Annotated in this window: 19 protein-coding genes and 1 pseudogene; 19 read left to right on the forward strand and 1 reads right to left on the reverse strand. The window is 67.5% G+C overall.

Annotated elements, in window-relative coordinates:
• Nucleotides 1-211: 211 nt before the first annotated feature.
• From Asera_RS18800 to Asera_RS18870, 18 genes and pseudogenes are all read left to right on the forward strand, one after another.
• Nucleotides 212-577 (forward strand): hypothetical protein, encoded by a 366-nt coding sequence (locus Asera_RS18800; protein ID WP_212804640.1) that lies wholly within the window; start codon nucleotides 212-214, stop codon nucleotides 575-577.
• Between the two features lie 78 nt (nucleotides 578-655).
• Nucleotides 656-1,024: a hypothetical protein gene (locus Asera_RS18805; protein WP_212804642.1), complete on the forward strand. Its 369-nt coding sequence runs from the start codon at nucleotides 656-658 to the stop codon at nucleotides 1,022-1,024.
• Between the two features lie 49 nt (nucleotides 1,025-1,073).
• Complete coding sequence (locus Asera_RS18810; RefSeq protein ID WP_212804669.1) at nucleotides 1,074-1,415, forward strand: hypothetical protein; 342 nt, start codon at nucleotides 1,074-1,076, stop codon at nucleotides 1,413-1,415.
• A complete protein-coding gene (locus tag Asera_RS18815) occupies nucleotides 1,415-1,606 on the forward strand; it encodes a hypothetical protein (RefSeq protein ID WP_030447953.1) in 192 nt (63 codons plus the stop codon). The genes Asera_RS18810 and Asera_RS18815 overlap by 1 nt, the downstream gene beginning before the upstream one ends.
• The gene (locus Asera_RS18820; protein WP_157035007.1) at nucleotides 1,606-1,824 is read left to right on the forward strand and encodes a hypothetical protein; all 219 of its coding nucleotides are present in this window, start codon (nucleotides 1,606-1,608) and stop codon (nucleotides 1,822-1,824) included. The genes Asera_RS18815 and Asera_RS18820 overlap by 1 nt, the downstream gene beginning before the upstream one ends.
• Nucleotides 1,825-1,835: 11 nt before the next feature.
• A complete protein-coding gene (locus Asera_RS18825; RefSeq protein ID WP_212804671.1) occupies nucleotides 1,836-2,072 on the forward strand; it encodes a hypothetical protein in 237 nt (78 codons plus the stop codon).
• Nucleotides 2,073-2,146: 74 nt separating this feature from the next.
• Nucleotides 2,147-2,401 (forward strand): hypothetical protein, encoded by a 255-nt coding sequence (locus Asera_RS18830; RefSeq protein WP_030447955.1) that lies wholly within the window; start codon nucleotides 2,147-2,149, stop codon nucleotides 2,399-2,401.
• A 415-nt stretch (nucleotides 2,402-2,816) separates the two neighbouring features.
• Nucleotides 2,817-4,142, forward strand: coding sequence for a P-loop NTPase family protein (locus Asera_RS18835; protein ID WP_212804673.1), 1,326 nt, complete (start codon nucleotides 2,817-2,819; stop codon nucleotides 4,140-4,142).
• Nucleotides 4,143-4,460: 318 nt separating this feature from the next.
• The gene (locus tag Asera_RS18840; RefSeq protein WP_212804675.1) at nucleotides 4,461-5,018 is read left to right on the forward strand and encodes a hypothetical protein; all 558 of its coding nucleotides are present in this window, start codon (nucleotides 4,461-4,463) and stop codon (nucleotides 5,016-5,018) included.
• Nucleotides 5,019-5,224: 206 nt separating this feature from the next.
• On the forward strand, nucleotides 5,225-5,464 hold the full coding sequence (locus Asera_RS34020; RefSeq protein WP_425305984.1) for a replication initiator: 240 nt from the start codon (nucleotides 5,225-5,227) through the stop codon (nucleotides 5,462-5,464).
• Between the two features lie 334 nt (nucleotides 5,465-5,798).
• Nucleotides 5,799-6,149 (forward strand): annotated as a pseudogene (locus Asera_RS34025) (replication initiator); the annotation flags it as partial.
• Nucleotides 6,150-6,162: 13 nt separating this feature from the next.
• Nucleotides 6,163-6,858: a replication initiator gene (locus Asera_RS33190; RefSeq protein WP_244844260.1), complete on the forward strand. Its 696-nt coding sequence runs from the start codon at nucleotides 6,163-6,165 to the stop codon at nucleotides 6,856-6,858.
• Nucleotides 6,859-6,880: 22 nt separating this feature from the next.
• On the forward strand, nucleotides 6,881-7,009 hold the full coding sequence (locus Asera_RS33195) for an excisionase (protein WP_425305985.1): 129 nt from the start codon (nucleotides 6,881-6,883) through the stop codon (nucleotides 7,007-7,009).
• Between the two features lie 287 nt (nucleotides 7,010-7,296).
• Nucleotides 7,297-7,569 (forward strand): tyrosine-type recombinase/integrase, encoded by a 273-nt coding sequence (locus Asera_RS18850; RefSeq protein ID WP_212804679.1) that lies wholly within the window; start codon nucleotides 7,297-7,299, stop codon nucleotides 7,567-7,569.
• 76 nt (nucleotides 7,570-7,645) lie between these two features.
• Complete coding sequence (locus tag Asera_RS18855; protein ID WP_244843936.1) at nucleotides 7,646-8,227, forward strand: site-specific integrase; 582 nt, start codon at nucleotides 7,646-7,648, stop codon at nucleotides 8,225-8,227.
• Nucleotides 8,228-8,716: 489 nt separating this feature from the next.
• Nucleotides 8,717-9,373, forward strand: coding sequence for an SRA domain-containing endonuclease (locus tag Asera_RS18860; protein WP_212804681.1), 657 nt, complete (start codon nucleotides 8,717-8,719; stop codon nucleotides 9,371-9,373).
• Entirely contained in the window at nucleotides 9,358-9,660 is a 303-nt protein-coding gene (locus Asera_RS18865; protein ID WP_212804683.1) for a hypothetical protein, read from the forward strand. The genes Asera_RS18860 and Asera_RS18865 overlap by 16 nt, the downstream gene beginning before the upstream one ends.
• Nucleotides 9,661-10,131: 471 nt before the next feature.
• The gene (locus Asera_RS18870) at nucleotides 10,132-11,934 is read left to right on the forward strand and encodes an IS481 family transposase (RefSeq protein ID WP_425305986.1); all 1,803 of its coding nucleotides are present in this window, start codon (nucleotides 10,132-10,134) and stop codon (nucleotides 11,932-11,934) included.
• Between the two features lie 80 nt (nucleotides 11,935-12,014).
• Here Asera_RS18870 and Asera_RS18875 read toward each other — a convergent pair whose 3' ends face one another.
• Nucleotides 12,015-12,938: a hypothetical protein gene (locus Asera_RS18875; RefSeq protein ID WP_157035005.1), complete on the reverse strand. Its 924-nt coding sequence runs from the start codon at nucleotides 12,936-12,938 to the stop codon at nucleotides 12,015-12,017.
• A gap of 151 nt (nucleotides 12,939-13,089) precedes the next feature.
• Here Asera_RS18875 and Asera_RS18880 point away from each other — a divergent pair, with 151 nt between their 5' ends.
• The gene (locus Asera_RS18880) at nucleotides 13,090-13,596 is read left to right on the forward strand and encodes a Pycsar system effector family protein (RefSeq protein ID WP_157035006.1); all 507 of its coding nucleotides are present in this window, start codon (nucleotides 13,090-13,092) and stop codon (nucleotides 13,594-13,596) included.
• Nucleotides 13,597-13,606 lie beyond the last annotated feature (10 nt).

The raw sequence follows: 13,606 nt of genomic DNA on the forward strand, positions 1-13,606 counted from the left end.
CTGACTAGCCAGGATGGCTAAATCTGCCCGACATGGTTGACATGGCGAGCCAAGCGAGTCATGCTGATCTCGGCGCACGACTAGCCAAGCTAGTCACAAAGTAGCCCGGTCGAGAGCGGCCAATGGGGCATCGAGTAGAGGAGTGGTTGTTGTGCTGGGACGTGGTACGCGGTTCGGGACTCCGTTTGAGGTCGCCTTCCCGAAGGGCCTGATGCAGTCCGGCCCGGTGGTGCCGGACTACGAGTACAACCCGAACAAGAACGCGCCGAAGGTGCAGAAGCGCGACGAGGCGACGGGCCTTCTTCAGTGGAAGGCGAACGTGACGGACCCGTCGGAGACCAACGCCAAGCGGGCGTCGTTCGCGCTGCTGTTCGTCGCGGCGGTGCAGCCGGTGCCGGAGACGCCCGAGCTGGTGCCGGGTACCGACATGCGGCTCATCGAGCTGGAGGGCCTGACGGCGGAGCCGCGGGTGATGGGTCAGGGCGAGTTCAAGTACCTGGGCTACATCTTCCGCGCGGAGGGCTACCGCCCGGCTGTGGCTGGCGGCAAGGCGGCTCGTTCGGACAAGGCGGCCTGATTCGTGACGTGGGCCGGGCTGCGGCATGTTCCCGGCCCGGCCTGCGTCGACCACGGGTGGATGCGGAGGGAGCGGGCGGTGACCAGAAAGCATGAGGCGGCTGCGTTGGCGGCGCCGGGGATCGACGCGATCCGGGATGCGTACCTGACGGGTGGGTCGGATGCGCAGCGGGTGGCAGCGTTGATCGAGATTGCCGGTGCTGCGGCGGCACTGGCGCGGACGGTGGCCCGGTTCCGGCACGTGGATCGGGTAGAGCTGTTCGAGCTGGTATCGCGGCGCTCGGACGTGCTGCCGGTGCTGGGCCGCGGGCAGTGGTTGCCCACGATGACCTACCACGTGCCGGCCCCGGGCAAGCGGCGGATTCGCGGCCGTAGCAACACATCCACGGTGCCGGTGCCGGCGGTGATTCAGCCGGAGCTGTTCGCGGACGTGGACGGTGCGGCGTGAACGGCGAGGACTCGTTTCGCGGGCGGCATGTGGCGTTGGTGTCGGCCGGGTGTTCGACATCCCGTGCGCGTTCCGGCGGATCTCCACGGCGATCGCGGATCAGGACTACCCGCTGGCTCTACGGGCGATCGAGGACGCGCGGTCGGTGCTGGATGAAACGGCCCGACTGGCGCGGCTGTCGATCCCGGAAGGGGCCGTGTCGCATGATCCGCGAGATTGCGCAGGCCGGGTTACTCGTGGCGCTGATCGCAGTGGTAGTGGCTGTCGTCGTCGGGTCGCGCACGCGGTGAAGGCGTCGTTTGACGCACACGAGCGCGCCGAGATCAGGGCCTTCCGTCGTCGGTTGGCTGCTCGGGACCGGGATGCGTCGGGCTCCGGCGGTGGTCGGTGATGGCTCTGGATTGGGATGACCTGGCGGCGGTGGTGGAGCTGGCGGACGCGGAGTTGCGGGCGTTGCGGGGTGCGGTGGCGGCTCGGGACGTGGACGCGATGTCCGTTGCGGGTGAGCGGCTGCGTGTGGTGTCGGTGACGGCGAGGCAGTTCGTGCGGGTGCTGGCGGCGCGGGAGCGGGGTGGCTGGTGATGGCGCGGCGTGACTCGGCTGCGGCGGCCGATGAGCTGGTGGCCGGTTGGGCGGATGCGTGCGGGGACGTGCAGGTGGCGTTGGCGCGCCTGTCGCGTTCGCTGGGTGGTCTGGGCGATGACCGGTTGTCGCGGTGGGTGGCGGAGGCGCAGCGGCCGATGGACGAGATGTCGGCGTGGCTGGCGCAGGTGCGGCGGCATCTGAACGCGAACCGGTGAAGGCGGCGGCGATGCAGTTGTCTCGGCCGCTCCGGCAGGCGGTGGCGGCGTCGCAACGGGCTCGGTGGCAGGTACGGGAAACGGTGATGGCCTCGGTGCCGGTACGGGCGTGGATGCGGGCGACCTACCGGACCGGCAAGACCGTGGCGTCGATGCGCTACGGCTGCCGCAGCGGGGCGTGGTGGCGGTACGGCGGTCGAGTGGCCGGACGGGGTTCGCTCGTCGTCCGGCGGGCCGCTCGGGGGTGAGTCGGCCGGCGATGAGTCGGCCAGCTCATCCGGCAGGTCAACGGAATGTCCGGCAACAGGTGAGGAGAGCAGCAATGGCAGACGAGGCGTTGGCGCAGGTCCGGACGGCGTTGCAGGGCAAGGTGGGCAACGGTGAGGGCTTGGCGCTGGTTCGCTCGTGGGCGGCGTCGGTGCGGTCGGCGGCGGACGAGGTGGCGTCGGTGCAGCGGAAGTTGTCGGTGGCTGAGGATGAGTTCTTGGACCGTCCGGCGCAGCAGTCGTTTAGCTGGTTGACCCGGTTGTCGGAGAACCTGGATCACTTGGCGCGCAAGCTGTCCGCCGGCCAGTAGGCGTCGCGGCAAGTCAGGGAAGGTAGGGCGAGGGCCGCCCGTCACGCACACAGCATGCGGGCGGCCTTCTTCATGCCCAAACGCGGTCACGGACGGTTATCGGAGGGTTGGGGGTCATGGCTAAGCGGATGGTGGCCACGCAGGTCTACCGGAGTCGATGGGCCAGCGGTTGTGGGACGCGATGCCGCTGGTGGTGCAGATCCCGGTAGCGGTGGGCGTCGGGGCGTACCGGGTGATCAAGCTCGCGGTCCAGCACCCCGCACGACCGGTGTGGTGGCCACGCTGGGCACGGCCGGGCTGGTGGGTGGCCGGTGGGCGCTGGCCGGTGTGGTCCTGGCCCCGGTCGTGGCCGGCGTGGTGTGGCGCATCGCCTGGCCCGTCTCGTTCAAGCAGCGGGTCACGCCCGCATCCTGCGGTGGCAGCGTCGCTGGATCCGGTACGGGCGTCGCTGGATCGGTGGATGACCCGGTGCAAGCTGACCGTGCGGGATCACGACGGGGAGGTCATCCCCGGCATCCGCAAGGTGGAGGTGCTGCCGGCGGCCGATCGGCTGCTGGTGGACGTGCCGGTCGGGATGACGGTCGACGCCCTCCGGGCCAAGACGGGGGAGTTGGCGAACGCAGCGCGGGCGTTGGCGTGCAGGGTGTGGGAAGTGCCGGGTAGCCCGGGTGAGGCGTGGGTGGAGTTCCAGCACACGGACATCCTGATCTCCACGGTGCCAGCGCTGCCGATCCCGCAAGCCGACGAATCCGGGATGGTGCCGGTGGACCTGGCGGCCGTCCCGGTCGGCATGCGCGAGGACGGGACCGGCTGGACGATCCCGCTGCTGGCCCGGCATGTGCTGGTGGCGGGCCGGTCCCGGTCGGGTAAGGGCTCGCTGATCTGGTCGGTGCTGCGCTACCTGGCGCCGGCGATCCGGGCCGGGCTGGTGAAGGTGACCGGGATCGACCCGAAGGGCGGCATGGAGCTGTCCATCGGGCGCCCGTTGTTCACCCGGTATGAGGCGGACCGGGCCGAAGCCATGGTCGCGCTGCTGGAAGCGGAAGCCGATCATATGGACTGCGTGGCGTTGGAGCTGGCGGGCAATGTCCGCAAGTTCACCCCGTCGATGACCCACCCGCTGCATCTGGTGATCGTGGACGAGTTGGCGACGCTGACCGCGTACGCGCCGATGGATGTGCGGCGCCGGGCTGAGTACGCGTTGGGGCGGCTGCTGACCAAGGGCGCGGCGGTCGGCTGGGTGGTGCTCGGGTGCGTGCAGGAGCCGTCGAAGGACATCATCCCGATGCGCGGGCTGTTCACCTACCGCATCGCCCTCGGGCTCGACACCCCGTCGCAGGTGGACATGGTGTTGGGCGACGGGATGCGTGACCTCGGTGCGCTGGCCGATCAGATCCCGTTGACGGCGCCGGGCATGGGCTACGCGCTGTCGGAGTTCGAGAAGAACCCGTTCCGGGTGCGTGCCGCCTACGTCGATGACGACCAGATCCGCGACATGGCCGCCGAGTACGCACCGATCACCACCGACGCCAACGACGTCGAAGACATCCCGGCTGCCCCCATGGCTGGCAACCGCAACGAGGGCCAGGCGGACGAGGCCAAGCGGCCGGAGCCGGTGGAAGTGGTCGACCTGGAGGAGTGCCCGCCGGCCGATGTGACGCCGGTGGTGCCGGACTCGCTGCTGGCCAAGCTGCGCAACCTGCCGGCAGCGGACGGCTCGGACGGGACGGAGGCGGCGTGATGAGTGCGGTACCGCAGACAACGACGGGGCGCGGCTGTTCCGGATCCGGGTCCCCGGGTCGGACAAGTCGACGGCGGTGACGGTGCGGATGACCGACGAGTCGGCGTGGATCGCGATCGGGGCTCGGCATCGTCGGCTTCCGCTGACCGTGCCGGAGGCGTGGGCGTTGTTCAAGGCCCTGGCCGATGCGCTGGATACGGCTGGGATCCGCCGGCGTTCCTGTCTCGTCCCGTCCACCGCGACACCAAGTAGGGGGTGACCTGTGGTGGCTGAGGCAAGCAAGTCGCAGCGGGTAGAGGATGTCGCTCGGCTCGGATCATGGGCGCGATCGGCGTCATGGCCGGTGCCGCGTCGTTCACGCACATGCACGACTGGACGATGCAGGCGCTCCCGCACGGGACGGCCGACTGGTTCGGCTGGGCGAACGCGGTCGCCTCCGAGCTGATGCCCACGTGTGCGCTGTTGGAGATCCGCCGCAAGCGCCGGGCCGGCGGCTCGATCACCTACCCGGTCGCGCTGCTGGTCGCCTCCGGCCTGCTCTCACTGGGCGCCCAGGTCTCGCAAGCCGGAGACTCCCTCACCTCGAAGGGTCTGGCGGCGCTGCCGCGGTGGCGTTCATGCTGCTGTCAAGCTCGTGTTCTCCGCCTCCCGAAGACCACGAATGACACGGAAGCTGTTGTCCCACAACGGGAGCGAGTCACCGACCCGGCCCCTGCGGAGGTCGAGCCTGCCGCTCCGGTACCTCCCTCGGTGCCTGCCGCTCCGGTGCCTGGCGTTCCTGCGGTGACTCGTCCGGTGTCGTCCACGGTCCCGGCTGCTCCGGTGGTCCCGTCGGGTCCGGTCGTGCCGGCCGCGCTAACGGCCGTCCGGTGGTGATCGGCCGATGACCACCACCGTGGACACGATGATGCTGCCCGGTCTCGGCAGGACGACCAACCGCGTCCGGGGTCGCGGGCAGCTCGGATGCTGCAGCCGATCGCGAAGGATGTAGCGGTTGAGCTGGCGAAGAAGTTCGGGGTGTGCGTCAAACCGGTGTGCTTCGCCGTACCAACACCGCGACCGGGGAAACCGAGCTGGTGCCGGTGCCCTGCGGGGCTACGTCGGCGGCGAAGTGTGAGCCGTGCGCGGAAGCCAACCGCAGGCTGCGCATGCAGCAGATCCGGGAAGGCTGGCACCTTACCGAAGAGCCGGTCACCACCCCGGATGCCCCGACCGATGAACAGCGGATTTGGTGGAGTACCGGGCTGTCCTGGAGTTCGCCCGCACGTCGGTGTGATGGCGGCCGAGTGGGACCAGGTGCGCGAGCTGGACGCGGAGATTGACCGGGTGGATGAGCAGATCACCGCGGCCGGTGTGCGCGGCTCGGTCTGCCCGCGGCCGGAAGGACGGGACCGATCCGGACGAGTCGGCCCCGTCGCGGAACGGTCCACGAAACGGCGGCAGGACGCGCCGGACCTTCCTCGCCTGCCCGTCGCCAACCGGACCATCCCGCACCCACACATCGGCACCGACGCCGGGAGCACCGGGACTCGGTGTTCCTGACCTTGACGCTCGGCAGCTACGGGCCGATCCACTCCGCCTACCGGCGTCGCGGCGCGGTGGAGGTGTGCGAGTGGGGGAGCTGCACAGCCCCCACGACCCCAGGGTCGGACCCCGGTGGACCCGGACAGCTACGACTACCGGGCCGCGGCGCTGGACGCGATCCACTTCGCGAAGGTGCTCGACCGGTTCTGGCAGAACCTCCGCCGCGCGGTCGGGTGGAACGTCCAGTACGCCGGTCGGTCGAGATGCAAAAGCGGCTGGCCCCACACGGGCACTTCGCCGTCCGGGGAGCACTCCCGCGGGCACTGGTGCGGCAGGTGGCGGCGGCGACCTACCACCAGGTGTGGTGGCCCGCCACGACAAGATCGTGTACGACCCGGACGGGGCAGTGCCGTGTGGGACCCGGACGCCAAGACCTACCGGGACCCGGAAACCTCGGCGGCGCTGCCGACCTGGGATGAGGCGCTGGACGCCTTGGATGAGGACCCGGACGCGGAACCTGCGCACGTGGTGCGGCTCGGCAGCGTGCACCTTGCCGGGTGCGGGCGGCTCGGAGAGCGCCGAGAAGACCATCCGCTACATCACCAAGTACATCGCGAAGGACATCACCGACGCGGTGGCTCCGGGGTCGCGGGCGCAGGAAGACCACCTCGCCCGCCTGGCGGCCGAGCTGCAAACCCTGCCGTGCTCTCCGACCTGTGCGAACTGGCTGCTGTACGGGTGCAGCCCAAGAACGCGAAGGCTACGGCGCGGCCGGGACGGTGCAAGGCAAGGTGCATCAGCGGCGCACCCTCGGGTTCACCGGGCGGCGGTGCTGGTCTCCCGGCAGTGGTCGAACAAGACCCTGTCCGATCACCGGGCCGACCGCAAAGCCTGGGTCAAAGCTCTCCTCGCGCTTTCGGCAACCGGGGAAACCACGATCGGCGAGCACGACCAGGCGGCCGGCGACCCTCCGCCGTTCGAGTACGAGTTGGCGTCCCGGGACGACCCGGACGTGCCTCCGCCGCATGTGCATTTCCTGCGCAAGATCGCCGAACGGCAAGCCTGGCGGCACACTCGACGCGCGCGAAACAACAGGCACAGCAGCAGCTTTTGGCAACGCAAACCGTTGCGGCATCTGGGGAGGATCGCTGTGTCCACAGGACGCGGTTCGGCTCGAACCTGCTTGGATTGACGACGTGGCGGCGTACCTCCGGGTGCCGGTCGAGACGCTGCGGACCTGGCGCAAGAAGCGCACTGGCCCGCCGGCTCGTCGCTGCGGCAAACACCTTCGCTACGACCCGGTAGCCGTTCGGGCGTGGCTCAGTTCGAGCGACGTGGCGTAGGGCGGCGGGACGTGGCGCACATCGAGGATCGTTGGTACCGACCGACGCAAGACGAGTTCGGCAAGGTGGTCGTCAACGGCCGCGGCAAGCCGGTGATGGAGGACGGAGAGGTACGGCCAAGGGATCGGTCGCCCTACCTGCGGGGGAGCGGCGGAGCAAGTCCTTCGCGGACAAGCAGAAGGGCGATGCTGAGGCGTTCCTCATCACCGTTGAGTCCGAGAAGCGGCGAGGGACCTACGTCGATCCCACCGCCGGCAAGGTTGTTCCGCGACTACGCGGAGCAGTGGATGCGCGGACAGACGTTCGATGAGTCGACCCGCGAATCGGTCGAGTACCGCGTTCGCAAGCACCTCTATCCGATGCTTGGGGATCGTCCGCTGAGCAAGATCAACCCTGGATTGATCCGGGATTGGGACCGCTCGCTGTACGACGTGTTGTCGGCGTCCACGCGCTCGGTCGTGTTTGCTCACCTACGCGCCATCCTCGGCGCGGCTGTCGATGACGAGAAGATCGTCAAGAACCCATGCACAGCGCGCTCTGTGCGGCAACCGCGGCACTGAACGGCGCGTCGTTCCTTGGACTCGCGAACAGGTGGCCGCGATCCGCCGGGCGGTCCCTGAGCGGTACCGACTGGTGGTGGACCTCGGCGCCGGTTGCGGCCTGCGTCAGGGCGAGATCTTCGGCTTGTCTCCCGATGATGTGGACCTGGACGCCGGAGTGATCCATGTGCGGAGGCAGGTCAAGCGGGTCCGCTCGCGGTTGGTCTTCGGCCTGCCCAAGAACGATCGCGACCGGCACGTGCCGCTTCCTAGCATGATCGCGCGCCGAATCGAGGACCACATCGACGGTGGTCGGTTCGGCCCGACCTCGATCACGCTGCCGTGGGAGAACCCGCTGACCGGGAAGCCGACCACGGTGGACCTGCTGTTGACGACGACCCGGAACGGTGCGCTCAACCGGTCGACGTTCGACAGCAAGATGTGGCATCCCGCCTTGGCCCTGGCGGGCATCGAACGGTCGCGCGCGACCGGTGTCCACGCGCTGCGGCACTTCTACGCCTCGGCGCTGCTGGACGCGGGGGAGAACATCAAGAGCCTGTCGAGCTACCTCGGGCACCACGATCCCGGCTTCACGCTGCGGGTGTACACGCACCTGATGCCGTCGAGCGAGGACAGGGCGCGTCGCGCGATCGACAGTGTGCTGGGCGGAGACGAGTAACCCCCACGCGACCCCCGGGGCCGTGTTGCTCGGGTGTTTTGCCTGGTCAGAGGCAATCTCGTGACAGTCCCCGGCGTACCGGCCGACTCGTCCACCCCACCCCAGCTCCCGGCGCTGATCATGGCGTTGACCCGCGACAACGCTGGTCGACTCTGGTCATGAATGGTCGTCGTCGGTCGTCGTCAGAGCCCCCAGCGAACCCCCAGAGCCCCCAGGAACCCCGAGATCTTGTCCATCCCGTCTGCCGTCGGCCCACCCTCCGGGGTAGCGGGGCTGTCCTGTCTGGTGAAGGTGGAGCGCCCGACCGGACGTACGACCTTCGCCAGACAGGACAGGTCTGCTACGGCATCGCCTGGGCCGTCGGCGGGCGGGATGGACCGCCACCCACGACCCGTACTCGCTCGGGTCCCCGTCCATCCCGGAGCCTGAGCGCCCCCGCCGGAGGCGTGCTTGTCGGGTGATGTCGCAGCGGGTGGCTAGCGTGTCGGCGTGGACGAGTTGTTCGATCTTGATCCGGGTGCGGTGTTGACGCGAGGCGATCGGGCTGCCCGGTGGGGCGGTGGCACTCAGCGGGGGATTGAGCCATCGACGCGCACACCGAACGTGTTTCTGTACGCGGATCCGGCGGAGGCAGGCAAGTTCGGCTACGTCGATGGGTGGGCGCCGGGCGGCGACGTGTTCCTGTATACCGGCGAGGGCAGCGAGGGTGACCAGCAGCTCCAGCAGGGGAACCTGTCGCTGTTGGAGCATCGCAAGCAGGGTCGGGCGCTGCGGTTGTTCATTGCGGCCTCGGGCAAGCAGCGCGGCGGCAAGTTGCATCGCTACGTGGGCGAGTTCGAAGTGGACCATGACTCGCCGTGTGCTCAGGAAGATGCGCCGGATGCGTTGGGCGAGACCCGATCGGTTTGGGTGTTCCGGCTGCGTCCGGTGGGGCGGTCGAGTATCGCGAGTCGGATGCCAGCCGTCGCGACGTCGTGGAGGCCGGTCCGCGTGCCGAGCTGGTGGCTGTGGAACGCGTGGTGGCGGTGGAGTCAGATCGCAAGGCAACTCCGGGTGGCAAGGCGCGCAGGCGTGAGGCTGAGCTCACCGAGCAGTACCGGGCGTGGTTGGAGGCTCAGGGCCACCAGGTCATGCAGTGGAAGCTGACGCTGCCTGGACAGGTCGCCGCGCTCCGTACGGACCTGTTTGACGCCACCGTTAGCGAGATCTACGAGGCGAAGGGCTCGATCGCGCGGGAGAGCATCCGCATGGCGATCGGACAGCTGCTCGACTACCGCCGCCACGTGCCGGTGCCGGGCGCCGCGCTGGCCGTGCTGCTACCTGCTCGTCCCTCGGATGACCTGGTGGATCTGGTGACCTCGGCGGGCATGAGCTGCGTGTACCGGCAGGACGCGGGGCGCTTCCATCGGGTCGGCCCGACCACGGCGAGCTGAGGCAGTGCCTTTCGGCAGGCAGCGCTTGCGGCCACGGCTCGTGCCCAGCTGACTCGGGGGCAAGATGGCCCCGGTCCTGGGCCATCGCGGCAGCGCTCGCCCGCAAGCACGGCGAAACGGTGACCACGCAGAGGCGAGCGTAAGGCCGTGCCCAACAGCTCGCCCTGGTCCTGGCGGTGCTCGTCGACGGCGGCGCCGGGCGCGGGCCGGCCTACCGCCCGCCGAGGCCGGAGGCCGTAGGCGGGCGGCCCTTCCCGGACCGTGCCCGGCGCCTGCGCCGCGCCAGCGGCGCCTTGATCCAGTAGAGACTAATTCGGCAATCCTTGTAACCGACTCCATGTCCTGTCTCGGGTGATGGTTGACAGTCGTGTATCGGCTGATGGTTGACATCGGGTCGTGTTCGGTGGTCCTGTTCGGCGGCGCTCCGCGGGCGTCATCGAGTCAGGGAGGCCGGGGTTGGCGCTGGTTGCGTTGTCGGTTGTTGAGCGGCGGTTGGACGCGGTGCGGGCGGTGTTGGCGGGCGCTGCGGTCACGGAGATCGCGGCCTCGGTGGGTGTGTCGCGGCAGACGGTGCATGTCTGGGTGGGCCGGTATCTGGCCGAGGGCGTGAGCGGGTTGGCGGATCGGTCTCATCGGCCGGTGTCGTGTCCGCATCGGGTCGGGCCCGATGTTGAGGTGGTAGTGGCGGAGATGCGTCGGGCGCATCCGCGGTGGGGTGCCAAGCGGATCCGGATGCAGCTGTTGCGTCGCCCGCTGGAGGATGTGGTGGTGCCGTCGACGGCCACGATCAACCGGATCCTGACGCGGCAGGGTTTGGTGCGGCCTCGGCCGCGGAAGCGTCCTCGTGACTCGTATGTGCGGTGGCAGCGGCCTGGGCCGATGCAGTTGTGGGGTGTCGACATCGTTGGTGGGATCTGGCTGATCAACCCGGCCACCGGTGCGCGTCGGGAGGCGAAGGTGGTCACCGGCGTCGATGATCATTCCCGGTTTTGTGTGATGGCGGCGGTGGTGGAACGGGCCACCAGCCGGGCGGTGTGTCTGGCGTTCGCGCAGGCCCTGGCCCGGTTCGGGGTGCCCGAAGAGGTGTTGAGCGACAACGGAAAGCAGTTCACCGACCGGTTCGGTAAGGGCGGGGAGGTGTTGTTCGACAAGATCTGCCGCAAGAACGGCATCACGCATCGGCTCACTCAGCCGGCCTCGCCCAACCAGAACGGGAAGGTGGAACGTTTCCACGGCACGTTCCGACCGGACTTTCTGGACCAGGCTGAGGCGTTCACCAGCGTGGCGCAGGCGCAGGCGGCGGTGGATGCGTGGGTGGCCGACTACAACACCGACCGGCCCCATCAGGCGTTGGACGACACGCTGCCGGTCACTCCCGCCGAGCGGTTCGTCCCGGTCGAGAACCAGCAGCGGACGCTGATTGACCTGTGGCTGCCGCCGGCGGTCGCCGCCTGTCCGGCACCGGCATCTGCGGCCTGCGGGCAGTCCACGGGCGCGGCTGTCACAGCGGCAGACGAGCCGGCAGCGGGCTGGACCGGTGGGCCGATCGCTTTCGACCGGGTGGTGCCGCCGTCAGGCAACCTGATGGTCGCCGGCAAACAGTTCTGGCTCGGACCGGCCCGCGCCGGGATCACGGTCAGTTTCTGGGCAGACACCGACGTGATCCACCTGAGCGCCGCGGGCGGCCGTATCAAGTCGCTGCGATCGCACCTGACGGTCAACGACCTGGCCCGCCTGGTCCGGGCGGGCGCGGTGCCCGCCGGGCCACCACCCTTGCCGGCACCCGACCACACCGACGCGATCGAGGTCGATCGCACCGTCAGCGCCGCCGGCACCGTCTCGCTGGGACAACACATCGTGCTGGCCGCCGAGATCCTCGCCGGGCGGCGGGTCGGGATCCGCATCGAACCCACCACGCTGATGATGTTCGATCTCGACACCCGCGAACTGCTGCGCACCCGACCCAACCCGCTGACCACCGCCGAGGTCGGCCGGCTACGCGCAGCGCGGAAAGCAGGACCACCACCACGCCCCTCGCTGGAACCGGTCCGGGTCCAACGACGGGCCTCCAACACCGGGGTGGTCATGGTCTGCGGGCAGAAGATCGCCCTGGGCCGCGCCCACCGCCACCAGACGCTCACCATCGCGGTGTCCGACACGACTCTGGCCATCGACCTCGACGACGGCGACACCAAGATCGTGCGGCGCACCACCACCCAACCGGTCCGTAACATCAAAGCCGACCGGCCGCGGGCGGTCCCCCAAATTTCCTAGACCCAGCGTCAACCATCACTTGACACAGATCCGTCAACCATCACCTGAGTCAAGACATTGTAACCGACTCCAGGGAGAGGTCACTGGCGCATGCCATTGATGCGAGCCCGATGTTCCTCGCGTTGGCGGGCTGCGTTAACGCGTAGCGCCTTGGCGTATTCGGCCTTAATTGCCTCTTGATGAAGCTTCGTTACGTCCGCACGCGTGCGCTTGCCCGCAAGGACTGCGTTGCAGAATTCGTTTCCATGAACCACGCACCAATACGATTTGAGAAGCTTACCTTCGCGCTCGCCATCGTCGTCGGGAATTTTCGCGATTGTCACGTCTTCCCAGATCGAGGTGCTAGGGGCGCCATCGCAGCCGCAGGTTGCGGCCAAGTAGTCGCTCTTATTCGCCCAGTCCCATATACTTCCTGCCACAATCATCTGATGCCGGTCGGCCTGCTGTGCCGCCTTTGCTGCGTAGTTGACGGCTTTCCCGGCCCAGACTGGCTCTTGATGTTTGGTGCGTGGCACACCGACTCGCTTGACCAATAGGGGACTCGCTGCAAGGCCGACCTTCAGACCGGTCTCAGGAAGGTCGGGCCATCGCTTCTCCAATCGCGGTACGAGATATCGATAACTGAATGTCTTGATGGTGATACCCGCGCAAATAGCTCGCGCGTATCTGTGGTCGCCCCAAAACAACCCGAAAGCGCCATCGCCTTGTATCGCAACGAAGTCGGCATCAAACTTGTCGAAGACCTGTGCAATGTTGCCTGTCGATGCTTGATAAATGCTCGCCGTGGACTGCGGGTATTTGTTTACTCCAAGCTGCGTGGAGTTGCGCATGTCTGCCACCACTGCCACTGCATCGGTGAGTCGATGCCAGGTTCTGGCCTCGATGGGAAGCTTCTCGACATCGAGCGAGTGTCCACTGTCTATAACATCAGGGTTTGTCCCGAGTTCAACCGAAACACTCTTGTCGATATCGGCCAGGAAATCATCCAGGTCAACCGCAGTCATGGCCCCTCCGCTCACCGGATTCTCGGATCTTAGGAGGAAACCATGCTCTGCTGCGTCGATCGTCTGTATGACGGGCACTCAGGCGTTTCGTGGGTAATCTTGACCGAAAGACTGATCCCGGTGGCGCAATCGGCGCAGATCATCGGATATTGTGAAGGCTGACGATGCTTGGCGACCACTCGGGCAGGTCAACGAATGGATTCGATTCGCAGACACGAAGGCTGCGGCAACTCTTGCCGGGAGCAGCGTGTTGGGGGGAATTCTTGTCCGATCGATCCCGCGGGCTTCGGACTTTCATCACGATGCAATTCACGCCATTCATGCCATTGTTCTTTCTCTTGCGATCGTATGCATTGGTGCGAGCGCCGTTATTAGCTTACGTACGCTGGCTCCAAGGTTGCGATCTCTCGGCGAACCCGACTCAATGATCTATTTTGATCATATTGCGCGCCGTTACGGCTCGGACAAGGAGCTTTACATCCGCCGCTTCGTGAGGCTGTCAGCCAAGGATAACTTGGTTGCTGAACAAGTGGTCGAACAGATCTGGGCGAACAGCTGTGTCGCTCGACGTAAATTTCAACATGTCGCATTGGCAATCTATTTGCTCGGCGCGGGGATGATTCTTTCGGGTTTGGCCGTTCTGGTGCAAAGGCTTTGAATTGCGCTGG

The organism is Actinocatenispora sera, assembly GCF_018324685.1.
In the GTDB taxonomy this organism is placed as follows: domain Bacteria; phylum Actinomycetota; class Actinomycetes; order Mycobacteriales; family Micromonosporaceae; genus Actinocatenispora; species Actinocatenispora sera.